This is a genomic window from Streptomyces sporangiiformans, assembly GCF_005768555.2.
Lineage (GTDB): Bacteria > Actinomycetota > Actinomycetes > Streptomycetales > Streptomycetaceae > Streptomyces > Streptomyces sporangiiformans.
The window spans coordinates 118,052-133,872 of record NZ_VCHX02000158.1 but is presented as its reverse complement, the minus strand read 5'-3'; the positions used below and the strand labels follow the sequence as shown (position 1 = coordinate 133,872).

General features: G+C 67.8%; 12 protein-coding genes and 1 pseudogene. 4 read left to right on the top strand and 9 right to left on the bottom strand.

Annotated features, from left to right (window positions below):
- Positions 1-118 precede the first annotated feature (118 nt).
- Together alc and allB are read right to left on the bottom strand one after the other, a co-directional pair.
- Entirely contained in the window at positions 119-1,249 is a 1,131-nt protein-coding gene (gene alc, locus FGD71_RS25835; protein WP_119102901.1) for an allantoicase, read from the bottom strand.
- Positions 1,250-1,254: 5 nt separating this feature from the next.
- Positions 1,255-2,604, bottom strand: a complete 1,350-nt coding sequence (gene allB, locus FGD71_RS25830) for an allantoinase AllB (protein ID WP_119102900.1) — start codon at positions 2,602-2,604, stop codon at positions 1,255-1,257.
- A gap of 261 nt (positions 2,605-2,865) precedes the next feature.
- On the opposite strand from allB, the gene FGD71_RS25825 reads away from it, so the two are divergent.
- Positions 2,866-3,681, top strand: coding sequence for an IclR family transcriptional regulator (locus FGD71_RS25825; protein WP_119102899.1), 816 nt, complete (start codon positions 2,866-2,868; stop codon positions 3,679-3,681).
- A gap of 127 nt (positions 3,682-3,808) precedes the next feature.
- Here the strand turns inward: FGD71_RS25825 and FGD71_RS25820 are convergent, their stop codons facing one another.
- Entirely contained in the window at positions 3,809-4,123 is a 315-nt protein-coding gene (locus tag FGD71_RS25820) for a DUF5955 family protein (protein ID WP_119102898.1), read from the bottom strand.
- A 209-nt stretch (positions 4,124-4,332) separates the two neighbouring features.
- On the opposite strand from FGD71_RS25820, the gene FGD71_RS25815 reads away from it, so the two are divergent.
- Positions 4,333-4,971 carry a nucleotidyltransferase family protein gene (locus FGD71_RS25815; protein WP_119102897.1) on the top strand — a complete coding sequence of 213 codons (639 nt, stop codon included), beginning with the start codon at positions 4,333-4,335 and terminating at the stop codon, positions 4,969-4,971.
- Positions 4,972-5,099: 128 nt separating this feature from the next.
- Complete coding sequence (aceB, locus tag FGD71_RS25810) at positions 5,100-6,722, top strand: malate synthase A (RefSeq protein ID WP_119102896.1); 1,623 nt, start codon at positions 5,100-5,102, stop codon at positions 6,720-6,722.
- A 26-nt stretch (positions 6,723-6,748) separates the two neighbouring features.
- Here the strand turns inward: aceB and FGD71_RS25805 are convergent, their stop codons facing one another.
- The 6 genes from FGD71_RS25805 to FGD71_RS25775 all read right to left on the bottom strand — a co-directional run bounded on the left by FGD71_RS25805 (position 6,749) and on the right by FGD71_RS25775 (position 14,907).
- Positions 6,749-7,030, bottom strand: coding sequence for an Rdx family protein (locus FGD71_RS25805; protein ID WP_119102895.1), 282 nt, complete (start codon positions 7,028-7,030; stop codon positions 6,749-6,751).
- A 16-nt stretch (positions 7,031-7,046) separates the two neighbouring features.
- Positions 7,047-7,961, bottom strand: a complete 915-nt coding sequence (locus FGD71_RS25800; RefSeq protein ID WP_119102894.1) for a HipA family kinase — start codon at positions 7,959-7,961, stop codon at positions 7,047-7,049.
- Between the two features lie 325 nt (positions 7,962-8,286).
- Positions 8,287-10,491, bottom strand: a complete 2,205-nt coding sequence (locus FGD71_RS25790; protein ID WP_276147156.1) for a peptidase domain-containing ABC transporter — start codon at positions 10,489-10,491, stop codon at positions 8,287-8,289.
- A gap of 5 nt (positions 10,492-10,496) precedes the next feature.
- A complete protein-coding gene (locus FGD71_RS25785) occupies positions 10,497-11,072 on the bottom strand; it encodes a hypothetical protein (RefSeq protein WP_119102892.1) in 576 nt (191 codons plus the stop codon).
- Positions 11,073-11,090: 18 nt separating this feature from the next.
- Positions 11,091-14,402, bottom strand: coding sequence for a type 2 lanthipeptide synthetase LanM family protein (locus FGD71_RS25780; RefSeq protein ID WP_205571141.1), 3,312 nt, complete (start codon positions 14,400-14,402; stop codon positions 11,091-11,093).
- Between the two features lie 271 nt (positions 14,403-14,673).
- Positions 14,674-14,907, bottom strand: a complete 234-nt coding sequence (locus FGD71_RS25775) for a mersacidin/lichenicidin family type 2 lantibiotic (RefSeq protein ID WP_119102891.1) — start codon at positions 14,905-14,907, stop codon at positions 14,674-14,676.
- A 586-nt stretch (positions 14,908-15,493) separates the two neighbouring features.
- Between FGD71_RS25775 and FGD71_RS25770 the strand changes: the two are divergent.
- A pseudogene (locus tag FGD71_RS25770) lies at positions 15,494-15,626 on the top strand (CopG family transcriptional regulator); the annotation flags it as partial.
- Positions 15,627-15,821: the final 195 nt, after the last annotated feature.

Here is a 15,821-nt window from a genome sequence, read left to right as displayed (position 1 = left end):
GCCTGAACGGCCTCGTCCTCAAACGCCGGACGGGCTGGGTATGTCAGCCCCTCCGGCGTTTGAGGAGCGGGGGTCCAGGGGGCAGAGCCCCCTGGCGAGGGCGAAACAAAACCGCCCGTCAGCCGCCCAGCTCCTGACGACGAGCCCGCAGCTCCGCGCTCCCCTCCTCCGTCAACGAGCCGAACAGCCGCAGCCGCGAGATCCCCCCGTCCGGAAAGATGTCCACGCGCGCGTGCGTCCCGACGACGGGGGCAGGGAGGACGAAACGGTGGTTCGTGTCCGGCTGCAGGCGGGTGCGGGGCAGCACCTCCACCCAGTCCCCGGCGGAGCCGTCACGCGCCCAGACCGACGCCCACCCCGCCGAGTTGCCCTTGAGATACGCCGTGTCGATCTCGATCGCGCGGACCTCGGACCGGGCGGCGAGCCGATAGCGGATCCAGTCGTGCCCGGTGTCTCGACGGCGCCGCGTCTCCCAGCCGTCGTCCATCTTGCGGGAACGCCCCGGCTGGATGGTGTTGGTGGCGGGCGAGTAGAAGAGGTTGGAGGCGTCCTCGACCTGGCCGCCGTTCTCCAGGGCCACCACGTCGAAGGTGCCGAGCACCGTCAGCCATTCGGGGTCCGGGGCCACCTCGCCGTACACGCGCAGGCGCGCGATGCCCCCGTCGGGGTGCTGGTTGACGCGCAGGTGCGTGAAGTGCTGTTCGACGGAGACGGCGAAGCCGTTGGCGGCGTGGCCGCCAACAGCCGTACGGGGTACGAGAGTCGTCCACTTCACGTCGCCCCCGAGGAGCTCCTCGGGGGACGGCGAGCCGGGCACCGACGCGCCCTCGACCGACACCGCCTGCGGGTAGTTGCCGCGGAAGTGGGCGGTGTCGACGACGACACCGCGTACGACACCGGGGGCACCGAGGCGCACCAGCGCCCAGTCGTGGTCCTCGTCCGTGGGCCACGGGTGCTCGGCGGAGGCGCCACGGCGCCGCCGCGTCTCCCAGCCGTCCATGATCTTGCCCTTGTGCCCGAAGTGCTCGGGATCGAACTCGGCGCGCCCGGGCAGGAGCAGGTTCTCGCGCTGGGCGAAGAACTCGTCGTTGGCGGCGACGACCCCCGCGCCGAGCTGCCGGTCGGCGAGGTTGACGTACTGCTCGAACGGAAAGTCGGCGGTGCGGTAGTCGGCGTACGGATCGCCGCCCGGGTACGGGTTGGCGTCGCCGGCGAAACTCGCCAGAGGGACTTCAGGCTGCGCCGTCATGGTGATCAGTCGTTCCTTTCGAGGAGTCGGCCGGCGGGTTCCGCGAACTCGCCCTCGGACACGATGCGTTCGCCGCGCAGCCAGGTGGATTTGACGACGCCGTACAGGGTCCGGCCCGCGTAGGCCGTGACCGGGTTGCGGTGGTGCAGCGCGGCGGGGTCGACCGCGAAGGTCTCGTCGGGCGCGAGGACCGCGAAGTCTGCGTCGCGGCCCGCCTCGATGGCGCCCTTGCGCTCACCGAGGCCGACGAGCCGCGCCGTGCGCTGCGACATCCAGCGGACGACGTCCTCCAGCCCGTGACCGCGCCTGCGCGCCTCGGTCCAGACCGCGGAGAGGCTCAACTGCAGGCCGGAGATGCCGCCCCACGCCGTGGCGAAGTCGTCGGTCTTCAGGTCGGCGGTGGAGGGCGAGTGGTCGGTGACGACGCAGTCGATCGTGCCGTCGGCCAGCGCCTGCCACAGCAGGTCCTGGTTGGCCGCCTCGCGGATCGGTGGGCAGCACTTGAACTCGCTCGCCCCGTCCGGCACTTCCTCGGCGGTCAGCGTGAGGTAGTGCGGACAGGTCTCCACCGTGAGCCGTACGCCCTCGCGCTTGGCCTCGGCGATCAGCGGCAGCGCGTCGCTGGACGAGAGGTGCAGCACATGCACGCGCGCGTCGAGGTGTTTGGCCCGCGCGATGAGGTTGGCGATGGCCGTGTCCTCGGCGTCGCGCGGCCGTGAGGCCAGGAAGTCGGCGTATCTTCCGCCGCCCTTCTGAGGAGCGGCGGCGAGGTGGTGCGGGTCCTCGGCGTGCACGATCAGCAGGCCGCCGAATCCCGCGATCTCGGCCAGAGACCGGTCCAGTTGGTCCTGGTCCAGCTCGGGGAACTCGTCGACTCCGGAAGGGGAGAGGAAAGCCTTGAAGCCGAAGACGCCGGCGTCGTGCAGCGGTCGCAGATCCTTGACGTTGCCGGGCAGCGCCCCACCCCAGAAGCCGACGTCGATGTGGGCCTTGGGCCGGGCGACCTCCTGCTTGGTACGAAGGTGGTTGACCGTGGTGGTCGGCGGAAGGGAGTTGAGGGGCATGTCGATCAGCGTCGTGATGCCCCCGGCGGCCGCGGCCCGGGTGGCGGTCCAAAAGCCCTCCCACTCCGTGCGGCCCGGGTCGTTGACGTGTACGTGGGTGTCGATCAGGCCGGGCAGCAGGACGTCGTCACCGAAGTCCTCCAGCCGCGCTCCGGCGGGCACCTCGGCCTCGTACGGCAGTACGGCCGTAATCTTCCCTCCGGCGACCGCGACCGAGGCGGCGCGCGTCCCTTCGGGGGTGATGACGCGCGTTGAGCGCAGTATCAGTTCGCCCCATCTGTCGTCAGACACGCGGACCCCTCTCCATGCCGCTGTGCGGATCCCTTTACTTCCACGTAACGGAATTCAACTTTCTGTTGAAGGAGTCTTCCCATCCCGCCTCAGACCGTCAAGAGTCGACTTCTCCACTCTGCCCCGAACCCACACACTCTGGACCTTTCCATTGGGCGGAATTAGACTTCCATGAAGCAGAACGTAGTTCCACGTAGCCAGACCGTCAATAAACTGGCGGGTAGGCTGCGATTTCTCTGCCTGCCTTGAAAGGACCGCGACGTGCCGACGTCCAGCGCCAACGACGCCCCCGGGGATGCCTCCGCGTCCAAGAACTCCGCCCCCACCGGTGGTGTCCAGTCCCTCGAGCGAGCCTTCGATCTCCTGGAGCGGATGGCGGACGCGGGCGGCGAAGTCGGCCTGAGCGAGCTGTCCGTGAGCAGCGGGCTGCCGCTGCCGACGATTCACCGGCTGATGCGCACGCTTGTGGTCTGCGGTTACGTACGCCAGCAGGCCAACCGCCGGTACGCGCTCGGACCCCGCCTGATCCGCCTCGGCGAGTCCGCGTCCCGGCTGCTCGGCACCTGGGCCCGCCCCTACCTGGCACGCCTCGTCGAGGAGACCGGCGAGACGGCGAACATGGCGCTGCTCGACGGCGACGAGATCGTGTATGTCGCCCAGGTCCCGTCCAAGCACTCGATGCGGATGTTCACGGAGGTCGGGCGCCGCGTACTGCCGCACTCCACGGGCGTCGGCAAGGCGCTGCTCGCGCAGCTTCCGGCGGACGAGGTACGCGCGCTGCTGTCGCGTACGGGCATGCCGGCCGCGACGGAGAAGACGATCACCTCTCCGGACGCCTTCCTCACCGCGCTCGAAGAGGTGCGCCGGGCGGGGTACGCGGTGGACGACAACGAGCAGGAGCTCGGCGTCCGTTGCCTCGCGGTGTCCGTCCCCGACTCCCCCACCGCCGCGGCGATCTCGATCTCGGGGCCGGCCGGCCGGGTAACGGAGACGGCCACGGAGAAGATCGTGCCCGTACTGCAGCAGGTCGCGGTGGAGCTGTCGGAGGCGCTGGCGAGTTCGGGGACAGGGGCCTGAACCGGCCCCGGCCCGGCCCGCCGCCCGTACGCACACACGTACGCACGTACGCACGTACGCACGTCGCAGATGGTGCTCAACTCCGGGGAGTACTCAACGCCGCGGAGTGCTCAACTCCGGGGAGTACTCAACGCCGTGGCGGTTCCCCGAAGAGTTCCACCGCGCTGCGCACCTCCGCGAGGCCCGACGAGAGCGCGCTGACCGAGCCGATGGATCCGGCGATCAGGAGCAGCGAGCGACGCAGCCGGGGAACCTCGGGAATGCCGCTGACGGCCATCGCGGCGAGGGCCGCGAGCTCGTCCTCCGCTATGCCCCGGTCCGGGAAATCGGCCGGATACGCGGCGAGTTCGCGGCGCAGCCTGGACACCGCGGTCCGCAGCTCCGCCACGTTCGGATCCTCGTCCCTGCCGGTCACTGGCCTCTGCCCCAAGCTCCGCAACACAGCTCTCCCCCCTCGCACGCCTTTGTGCGCCCGACTTCGCGCTCCCGACGAACACCCCAGGGCGGTGGTCAGGTGCCGAGGGACGCGGGTCAGTAAACGCCACCCGATGCGCTGGGCGCCACCTCAAGGACCGAAATTCAGTCCTCCGACACCATGAGGCCCGCCCCGGTTCGTCGGCGCCCGGCGGCCGGGTCAGGTATGCAGGGGGCATGACGGAGAACAAGGCCCCCGAGAACCCGGTCGCCGGGCTGCTGCTGGCAGCCGGTGGAGGCCGGCGCCTCGGCGGGCGGCCCAAGGCGCTCCTGGAGCACCGGGGCCGCCTTCTCGTGGAGTACGCGGCCGGAGTCCTGCGCGAGGGCGGCTGCACCCGCGTCCATGTGGTGCTGGGGGCCCAGGCGGAGACCGTACGGTCCAGGGCCGTACTGCCCGGCTGCGTCCTCGTCGACAATCCCGAGTGGGAGGGCGGCATGGGGTCGTCCCTGCGGGCCGGGCTCGCCTCGCTCGCGGGCACGGGTGCGCGTGCCGCCCTCGTCTCGCTCGTCGACCAGCCCGGTATCGGCCCGGAGGCCGTGGCCCGTGTGCTCGCCGCGTACGACTCCCCCGCGTCGCTCGCCTCCGCGGCGTACGACGGCCGGCGCGGGCATCCCGTGCTGTTCGGTGCCGACCACTGGGCGGGGATCGCGGCGACCGCGACCGGTGACCAGGGGGCACGCGCTTACCTGAAGGCCCGTGAGGGCGCGATCACGCTCGTCGAGTGCGGTGACGTGGCGCAGGCGTACGACATCGACACGGAAGGCGATCTGCTCCGTCTCACGTCACATCAACAAGACATTGAACTTCCACCATGAGGAAACTAGTATCCATTGACCAGAAGCGCCCGCTCGCTCCATTCGCGGAGAAGCCCGCTCGAGAAGCCCGCTCGAAAAGCTCGCTCATGTAGCTCGCCGAAGTAGCTCGCTGAAGGAAGTGACAGTTCATGTCCGCACCAGCGCCGACCCCGCTGGCCATCGTCGACGCCGAGCCCCTGCCCCGGCAGGAAGAGGTCCTCACCGACGCGGCCCTCGCCTTCGTGGCCGAGCTGCACCGGTTGTTCACGCCCCGGCGTGACGAGCTCCTCGCCCGTCGCGCCGAGCGCCGCGCCGAGATCGCCCGTACCTCCACGCTCGACTTCCTCCCGGAGACCGCCGCCGTCCGGGCCGACGACTCCTGGACGGTCGCCCCCTCGCCGGCCGCGCTCGACGACCGCCGCGTCGAGATCACCGGTCCCACCGACCGCAAGATGACCATCAACGCCCTCAACTCGGGCGCGAAGGTCTGGCTCGCGGACTTCGAGGACGCCTCGGCGCCCACCTGGGAGAACGTGATCCTCGGCCAGCTCAACCTGACCGACGCGTACGAACGGCGTATCGACTTCACCTCCCCCGAGGGCAAGTCGTACACCCTGAAGCCGGCCGAGGAGCTGGCGACGGTCGTGACGCGCCCCCGCGGCTGGCACCTGAACGAGCGCCACCTCGTCGACGCGAACGGCACCCCCGTCCCCGGCGCGCTCGTCGACTTCGGCCTGTACTTCTTCCACAACGCCCAGCGCCTGCTCGACCTCGGCAAGGGCCCCTACTTCTACCTCCCCAAGACGGAGTCGTACCTGGAAGCCCGCCTGTGGAACGACGTCTTCGTCTTCGCACAGGACTACGTCGGCATCCCGCAGGGCACCGTCCGCGCCACCGTCCTGATCGAGACGATCACGGCGGCGTACGAGATGGAGGAGATCCTCTACGAACTCCGCGACCACGCCTCGGGGTTGAACGCGGGCCGCTGGGACTACCTCTTCTCGATCGTCAAGAACTTCCGTGACGGCGGCGCGAAGTTCGTGCTGCCGGACCGCAACGCGGTCACGATGACGGCCCCGTTCATGCGCGCGTACACGGAGCTGCTGGTCCGCACCTGCCACAAGCGCGGGGCGCACGCGATCGGCGGCATGGCGGCGTTCATCCCGTCCCGGCGCGACGAGGAGGTCAACAAGGTCGCGTTCGAGAAGGTCAAGGCCGACAAGGACCGTGAGGCGGGCGACGGGTTCGACGGCTCGTGGGTCGCGCACCCGGACCTCGTGCCGATCGCCATGGCCTCGTTCGACGCCGTGCTCGGCGACCGGCCGAACCAGAAGGACCGCCTGCGCGAGGACGTCGACGTCAAGGCGGCCGACCTGATCGCCATCGACTCACTCGACGCGAAGCCCACGTACGCGGGCCTGGTCAACGCCGTCCAGGTCGGCGTCCGCTACATCGAGGCCTGGCTGCGCGGCCTGGGCGCCGTCGCCATCTTCAACCTCATGGAGGACGCGGCCACCGCCGAGATCTCCCGCTCCCAGATCTGGCAGTGGATCAACGCGGGAGTGGAGTTCGACAACGGTGAGAAGGCCACGCCGGAACTGGCACGCAAGGTCGCGGCCGAGGAACTGGCGAACATCCGCGCGGAGATCGGCGAGGAGGCCTTCGCCGCCGGCAACTGGCAGCAGGCCCACGACCTGCTCCTGAAGGTGTCGCTGGACGAGGACTACGCGGACTTCCTGACGCTGCCTGCGTACGAACAGCTCGTCGGCTGAGCAGTCACTTCTCCGTCATTTCTCCGTCATTTCTCCGAGTGGCCCAGGGATTTCCCCGGGGCCACTCGGTCGCGTACGAGGCGCTTGACGGCCGTGGGCTCAGGAAAACCCTGCTCGCGGCGGTCCCAGATCACCTCGTCGTCGACCCGTACGACGAAGACACCCCCCGTGCCGGGCTTGAGCGCCAGCTCCGTCAGCTCCTGCTCGAAGGTGGTGAGGAGTTCCTGGGCGAGCCAGACGGCCCGGGGGAGCCAGCGGCACTGGGTGCAGTACTCGATCTGCACGCGATGCGTGTTCTCAATGGTCATGTGAGTGTCCCAGTGGTCATCCGAGGTGCACCGACCAATCCTGTTCCGCCGGCGGCTTGCCGTGCAGGTCGGGGACCCGCTTCAGCCAGTTCGGCCGGCCCTCCTGGGTTTTCGCCGCGCGGTGGGCGTCCTCGGTGGCGAGCTGTTCACGAGTGGGGAAGTCCGTGGGGAGCCAGGCCGCGGAGGCCTTGACGCGGGCGAGGAGGTAGCCGACGTACGCCTCGCGGGCCTCGTCGGGGGTCGCGAAACCCGGCTCGTCGAGGAGCCAGGCGTCGGGCACCTCCGCCGTGATCGCGCGCAACAGCTCCTCGGTCACCCGGGGAGCGAGCTCGGCGTCCGCGGCCCGCGTGTCCGGCGCGTAGCCGCCGAGCGCGTGCCGCCGGAAGTCGTACGCCTTCTCCGGTGACGACGCGTCCCAGCGGTGGTGGAAGACCAGGGCCGCGCCGTGGTCGATGAGCCACAGGCGCGGGGGTGCGATGCCGAAGGTGGGCCAGATCATCAGGTTCGAACTGTGCGTCGTACGGTCCACGTTGACCGTGAGGGCGTCCAGCCAGATGATCCTGCCCGCCTCCAGCGGGTCGACGGCGAACGTCTTCGCGACCTCCGGGGTGAAGTCCTGGGCGCCCGGCAGAAAGTCCATGGCGAGGTTGAGCCCGGCGCTGGCGCGCAGCAGGTCCTGGACCTCCTGGTGGGGCTCGTGCCCGGCGACCGCCGGATCGAAGTGCACCAGCGCGAGCTCGGGGAACCGCAGCCCGAGGGCGCGCGCCAGCTCGCCGACGATCACCTCGGCGACCAGGGCCTTGCGCCCCTGCGCGGAGCCCGTGAACTTCACGACGTACGTCCCGAGGTCGTCGGCCTCGACGACGCCGGGCACGGAGCCGCCGGACCGGAGGGGCGCGATGTAGCGGGTTGCGGTGACCTCAGTCAGCATTTTCCCAGGCCACCCGACTCTCCAGCCTCACAGTCCACGACCGACTCCAAGCACGCGTACCCCAGAGAGTCGGCCACGATCACCCCTGGGGAGAATCTGGGGAGTTTCGGCCGGCACGCTGATCTCCCTGGTTCCCGAGCAGTCCGTCGATTGCGATGCGCCCCTTACTCCCCGCCTCCGGCATGAAGTGAGCATAGTAACCGAGCGTGACAGTCGGCGCCCGGTTATGGAGTGCTTCTTCTTGATCCAGCGATCTTCTGCAGCCGACCAGGGGACAGGACTACGCCTCGGACCACGGCTGGAAGAGGCCGCCGTTCATCACCGGTCAGGGGGCACCAGTGCTTGGCCGCGACGCCTCGTCGCCTGACTCGAGCTGCTGGCCCACGAGTCTCGCATAGTGACCGGCTCGCCGAAGCAGGTCGTGATGGCTTCCCCGCTCCACGATGGTTCCCTGGTCGAGCACCAGGATGGTGTCGGCGTCGCGAATCGTGCTCAAGCGGTGCGCGATGATGATCTGGGTACAGGCCAGGGTGCGCAGGTTCTCCGCGACTCTCCACTCGGTCTCGACGTCCAGATGGCTCGTGGCCTCGTCGAGCATGATGATGGCCGGTCTGTGCGCGATGGCCCGTGCGATGGCCAGCCGCTGTCGCTGACCGCCGGACAGGGCGCTCCCGCCCTCGGAGACGAAGGTGTCGTACTGCATCGGCATGGCCATGATGTCGTCGTGTATGGCAGCCAACTCGGCAGCCTCGACCACTCGCTCGCGCTTGATCGACGGGTTACTGAGCGCGATGTTGGACAGTATCGACCCGCTGAACAGGGCGCTCTCCTGCAGGACGACGCCGAACTGGCGTCTCAGTTCCTGCCACTTGAAATCCCGCAGCGAGACGCCGTCGTAGAAGATGTCCCCCTGGGTGGGGACATAGAGTCCGAGCAGTAGTCTCCCCAGCGTGCTCTTGCCCGAACCGGAGAGCCCGACGATTGCGATCCTCTCTCCGGGGCGTGCGGTCAGGTCGATGTCATGCAGCACCTGGGGGCCTGTCTTCGCATAACGGAAACCGACGCCGTCCATCCGCAGGTGCCCCGACAGCCGCGGGGCCGGTCGTGGCGCCTGTCGCAACTGCTCGGGCTCCGCCTCAAGCACGTCACGTATGCGGTCGAGGTTGGCACTGACGAGCTGGAACTGCTGAGCACTGTCGACGAGCGAGGTGAGCGGCGCGAAGAAAGCGGCGGCCAGAGCCAGGAGCGCCACCATCGTGCCCACGCTGATCGATCCGTTGAGGACCTGCGTGGCACCCACCCACAACAACCCGAGTTGTCCGAACAAGGGCAGGGACCCGAGTATCGAGGCCACGGCGCCGGAAACATAGTTTTGGCGCAGCGAGATGTTGAGGTGGTCGAAGAACAGGTTCGACCAGCGGTCGAAGGCCTGTGCTTCGGCGCCGGCTGCTTTCAGCGTTCCGATGCCGACGATCGCTTCGCCCAGATATCCCTGGGACTTCCCGAAGGCGGCCAACTCCCGGCCCGACAACCTGTTGATCGTGCCGTAGCTGAGCATGAGGACTATCGCCCCCACCAGGCCGACGCCGAGCGTGAGCGCGCCGAACGGCGGGGACTGCCAGAAGAGGAGGAGCAGGTAGAACATCACCAGCCCGCTGTCCATGACGGCGGACAGGAGCTGGTTGCTCAGCAGTTCGCGCAGCATGGCGTTGCTGGCCGCCCGGGCAAGCAGGTCGCCCGTCGACCGCTGCTGGAAGTATTTGTACGGCAGTTCGAGAAGGTGCTCGACAAAGCCGAGCATCATACTGACGTCGATACGCGCCCGAAGAAACACCAACAGCCATTCCCGCAGCAGTGTCGCGGCGGTCTGGGCGATGAAGATCGCGACGATACCGATCCCCAGGACCGGCATGATGTTGCGCATCCGGTAGGGGAGGACCTGGTCCAGCACCACCGCGGTCAGGATCGGTAGGACAAGCCCGAGCAGGATCAGCAGCAGCGAGACCCCCAGCAGTTGCAGCGATGTTCCGGGCGACTGCCGCAGGAACTGAAGGACGTACCCCCGGAAGGTCGAGCGGGGTGGAGCGGCCGGACGACGGTCGAAGGCCGCACCTGGCTCGAGGAGGACGACCACCCCCGTGAACCCGGCGTCGAACTCCTCCTCCGTCAGCCGACAGCGTCCTCTGGCGGGATCCACCACATCGACGTGCTTGCGCGACCACCGTTCGACGACAAGGAAGTGGCTGAACTCCCAGTGGACGATCGCGGGGAGCGCCACGAAACGGAGATCATTCCGCGGCAGCGAGACCGTCCTCACCCGCATTCCATGGTCGCGTGCGATCCTGACCATATCCAGCGCGGAGAGGCCGTCGCGGCCGACGCCGCAGCGCGTCCGCAGCTCCGACAAGGAGGTCCCGCAGCCGTAGTAGTTGAGCATCATCGTCAGGCAAGCGAGGCCGCATTCCACCTCACTCAGCTGTCTGACCTCGGGAACCCTCCTGCGGTGCGTCCTGCGGGTCCTCCCGGTCACGGTGGTCACGAGGCACCGCCTACGGACGAGCCCAATCCGGGGAAGAACGTCAGGATCCGCTGAGACCCGGCCTCCACCCGAGCAGTCAAGAGGCTCCCGCCGTAGGCGTCCGGTGGCAGCGGCTGTCCGAGCCGCACGATCACGACGGTCCAGGGTTGCCGGACGGTACCGGCCCCGGGCTCAAATCGGTACTTGGCTCGTGCCGCGTCCGGGCCTATCACGCCCGGTTCGACCCTGACGACGGCACCCGACGCGGACGGACCGGTGGAGCCGATCTGGGCCTGGACCTGCTGGCCGGCGCGCACGTCAGCCGATTGATCCGCCGGCAGGAACAGGGCAGCATCCGTCGTTTCGCCGCCGGGTCCCGCCCGGGCACCGTTCGGGAGGATCGTGCCCTGGGCACTGACGTAGGCCGGCACCCGTACGGACCAGGCCAGTGCCGCGGTGGCGATCAGCACGGCCAGCAGCAGCCAAAGGCAGACGACGATCGGCCGGAAGGTGAGGCGAGGCACGATGTCCTTCGCCGTACCTCGCCGGTAGGCCTGGATGGCGCTCTCCCGGAAGATCACACGGTGGGCCACGACCAAGGATCCTTTCTCTCAGCCCTGCGCTTGCCACCGTGGAGGAGCCAGGAGAAGAACGGACGGCACCTTGGCGGGCTCGGCCAGCCGGAGCAGCTCGTACCCGATCCCCGCCAGCCCGGTCATGAGCCCGGGCGTCTCCACCCCGAGGGGCACTCCCGTCACGAAACCATTGGCCTCCATGCTCGCCACGACCAACGCCGTCGCTCGTTCCAAAGCGTGTTGATCTTCAGGTCTGTCGAGCACCCGTGCCGCCGTCAGAAGAAGCTCGAGGTTCCCCATCGCGCCGTGGCAAAGCGAGTGGCCCATGGGGAAGCCGTACTGTTCCGTGGCACTCAGGGCGATGTCGATCTCGTCTCGTGTCGTCGCGTCGGCCAGCTGATCCAAGGCGGCGAGACGTGCCAGGCCGATGCCTGGGGCGCCGTGGCACCAGGCCACCATGCTCTTTCGAGGTAGCGCCACGGCTGGCTCAACAGGATCGTCCTGGATTGTCCGGGGTGCGAAGACTCGCAGGTCGGCCCAGTTGTTCAATTCGGGAACGAAGAGGCTGCGGTCGTAGCCGAGAGCGCTGAGAGCAGCTCGCCGAAATCGGTCCTCGCCGCTGCGGGCAGTCAGCTGCAGAAGGCTCAGCGCAATGCCGGCTGTACCGTGCGAGAACCCGCCCAGCGGCGGTTGATCATCGAGCGTCGTCCAGGCGATCCCTCGATGCACGGGCTGCGCAGTGGCCAGGAGCCGCTCGCCGCAGCGGATCGCCACGTCCAAGGTCCGTGGCGAGGGACGGACCGCGTGCAGGCTGAACAGCGAGAGGATGCACCCGGCCGAACCGTAGATGACATCCAGCGAAAGGTCCCTGGAGATGAGCGACGGCAGTCGCTCGACCAGTTCGGCCGCTTCGTCCAGGAGATCCTGTTCTGCCCACAGAACGCCCAGGCTCGTGAGGACGTACACGACCGAGGCCAGGCCGTCGAACGCTCCGACCGTCGGAGGAGATCCACTCGCATCCTGCTGCTCCCGGAGCCACTCCCGCACTTGAACTCGCGTCGATGTCAGTGCCCTGCGTGCGAGGAGTGTGGCGGAGGGCTCGCCGGTGACCGCCCCCAGGTACCCCAGGAAGAGCGCGATTCCGCTGGTCCCGGAATAGAGGTCACTGCCCGATGGGAAGAGACCCCAGGCAGATTCGTCCAGAGGGCCCACGCCGAGCCAGTACGCGCCGCCTTCGTTCTGCAGAGAGAGCTCGTCGAGACGCCTCCCGACGGAGCTCGCAAGTACCAGCAGCTGTTCTCGCTCCACCCGCTGGGTCACCAGGGAAGGCCGGCTCGTCGACGGACCTTGTGCCGGCCGGCTGACCCTGTCCTCGGAATCCATGAGCATCGTGGCCAGCGACGCGGTGATGATCCAGCTCTGCTTGGCCAGATCGTCATCACCGAGCTGCCCCACCCGTTGCCGCACCACGTCGAGGCTGGGCGCGTCGAGGAAGTCTTCGAAGCGCTCCCCCTCTGCGGTGAGGACCGCCCGGCTGCCTGGGCAGGTGTGGAACAGCGGGATGTCGCCGTGCCACAGATCCCGCTGCTCCGCCGGGATGAGGGGAGCGAGATAGGGGCGCTGCGCCGCTTCGATCCACAGGTGATCGAAGAAGCGATCACGTTCGAGCGCGTCACGCAGCAGATCGGGGTGGAAGCTCTCGTACCAGAGGAGGCTGTACACGTTCGTCGAGCGCAGGACGACGCGTGTCTCGTCCTGTGCGAAGCGCGGGAGCTGTTCCGCCAGCAGGGCCGCCTTGTTCTCGCAGATCAGGCGGTACATTCCGGTGAAGCCTGCGAGCACGGCGTCCTTGAACTGCCAGACCTCGACATCCTGGTCACCCAGACGGGGCCGGTTCTCGCTCACGGGTAGCTCGGCGCGCCGTCGGCACACCCGCATCTCATCCGTCCTTGGTCTTTCCCAGCTGACAAGCCGATGCGGGTTCATCTGGCCCGGTTGCCCGCCCAGGCCGCTCATGTCCACGCCGATGGAATCCTGGTCGGACCACACGCGCCGCGGCAGCAACCCGACCTGCCACACGGAACGGTCCAGCGCTCCCACCGCAAGGTTCGACAGGGTCGGTTCCTTGGCATGGACGTGAGGATGGAACAGAGCCTCCAGGTCCACGAGCATCGGATGCTCACCCGCAGCGAGCAGGTTCTCGTTGTGCAGGTCGGCGGCGTCCAGGGCGTACAACAGCGCCAGGTAGCTTCCCTGACGCTCGTAGAAACGGACGACCTCCTCCTCGCACGTGCAGGATGCCGCGTCGACGAACTCCGACCAGCCATGGTTCCCGCAGTCGACCACCTTCAGCGGCCGCAGACTGGGCTCGGCCCCGCGGTCGTTCAACCAGGACAGCAACTCCTGGAAGTGCACGTCCACACCCAGCGACCTCGGCTTGTACAGCAACTTCATCCCCGAGCCGAACCGCAGCAGCAGCACACTGCGGCCCCGACGATGCTGGTCCCCCTTTCCGGCCTCCACGTCGACCAGCGGTCCAGGATCGTCGCCCGGGGCGAGGGTCGTGCGGATGGACTGCCAGTCCGCGCACAAATGCGTCAAGAACTCGTACAGGTAGTCGGCCCACTGCTTCGTCGAGATCACCAGTTGGCGTGCAAGCACCGGGTACTTGGCGAGGAGCGCCACGATCGAGCCTTCCTGCCCGAGCCGCCGGATGAAGTCCTCGAAGCGTTCCTCCGCTGTCTCGCCCCTCAAGAGTCCTTCCAAGCGGGCGACATGCAGCTCGATCAGGAGCGGTTTGCTGAGCTGGAAGAGGAGGAGCGGCGCCAGGTTCGCCAGGAACACCCCTGGGAGCATTGTGTTTTCGAAGGGGAGGAACTCGACCTCTCCGCGTAGCCCGCGCACCCTTTCCTGGAGACGGTCAAGAAAGTGCCAAAGAAGGGGGCTGATCGCCGACAGGCTTCCAGCGAAAGGGTGATCTGCCTCAGTCTTCTCGAGCAGAGGCGCCAGCTTCTCCGCAGAATCCGGGTGCGTGAATGCCTCCCGGAGAACGATCAGCCAGTCGGGAGCGGCCTGGATGCGGGCCTTCAAACTCTCCGCAGGCTCCGCCAGCAGAGCCAGCAGATCACGTTCCGAGAGCGAGTCCATAGCCAGCCGCTGAGCGAAAAGCGGCTCCCGCTCGAAGGGCTTCTGGCTCTTCCAAGCGTCCAGACGACCTAGCACTCCCTCAGGGATGAGGTCCGAAGCGAAAGACATCTCCGTCGGGCGGGCGCTTCGTGTGTCACCGCGTTCAAGGAGGTGCAATGCGCGGTACCACTCGGGGGCCTGCCACACCTCTTCCGCTTTCATGACCCAGCCGCTCCCTCAACTTCCACCCTCTGCTCCCCAGCATGTCAGCGAGGGCTGCTGGACAGCGCCTAGCAGCCCTCGCCTCGTTCCTTTGGACTGTGTACGTACAAAGACCGTCGCGCGGCGGTGGAGCCGCAATATCAGCCGATCCATGGGGTGGGCGCAGTCAAAGGAGGCCAGCAGGGCCGTCGCGCCGACGATGCCCAAATGTCGCACCTTTTCTGCACCGCGTACGTGCCTCTGTGACAGCTCGTACGCCGACACCCCGCCATCAGCAGTTGGAGCCGCAGGGGTTGCGCGAGTTGCCACGGCTCACGACGCAGGTCTTGGTGTTACAGCCGACGCTGTTTCCGCTCTGGGCGCCGCCCAGAACCTGCCCCAGCTCGGCGTCGGTGAGCTCTATGATGCCCGCCGGGTTCTCCGGCAGGTCGGCGAGCTCTGCGGCGCTCAAGCTGTCACGGTACTCCGGGTCCTCCCAGGCCCGGACAATCTTGTGGAGGCTCATGGGGCTCTCCCTGTCTTCCTCGACTTGTCTTGTCGGACCGAAGATTCACCGCCGTTCGGGGAGGCCTGAACCGCGCCACAACATGACGGACACTGGCCTGTGCCTCGAAGCACGAGCCGTGAGGTCTGTGCTTTTACAGAATCGGCAGTGTATGCACAGCCCGCTGACGATGAGCGCGGAACGCAGATGCCACGAGAAGTGCATCGGTCCTTTGATCGCATATACGGGGTGAGAGGATGTAAACCCACTCCGTGACGTCGGACGGTTTGCCCGAACTCCTGTGATTCCCAAGCCTTACTCTCACTCCAAAGCATGTCAAGACGGCGCTGCACCCCAGGTGGCGGCGGCCGGCAGATACGGATCTTCAGCGGCGCGCAGCACATTTCCTCCGGAGGGGGACCGGCACGGCCCGCCATTTTGTATCTTGGCGAACTCGCTGAGGTGCTCGGCGGTGTCAGACGGCATGGCGCACCGTATCTGCCATGGCTCCGGTTCATCCGTGACTCCTACAGGAAACGTCACCTCTGGACCGGCTCCCGACCGGCCCCTCAGCCGATTCGGGAGGATTGACGGTAGGATAAACAGGTTGAGTGAGCCTACCGGCAAAGCACTCGATCACCATGCCGCGCGACATCGCCGAAGCAGCCAAGGCCCACAGCGGCCTGTCCACTTATGTCGCCATCGCCGTCGCCCGCCAGATCGAGTACATTTCGGCGAACTACCCGACCAGCCGGCGGGCCCGGGCTCACCGGTGGCCACCCACATAGGAGACCGCGCTCAGCAGATCCCGCTCCTGGTGCGGTTTTGGCCCACCGGATCCGCCGCGACCGCCGGCTTGGGCGCCCGCCATCGGATCCGTGCCAGAGGATGACTGCCCAACTCGCCTCTCTCCACGGCGTAGTGGAGTGCGTGCA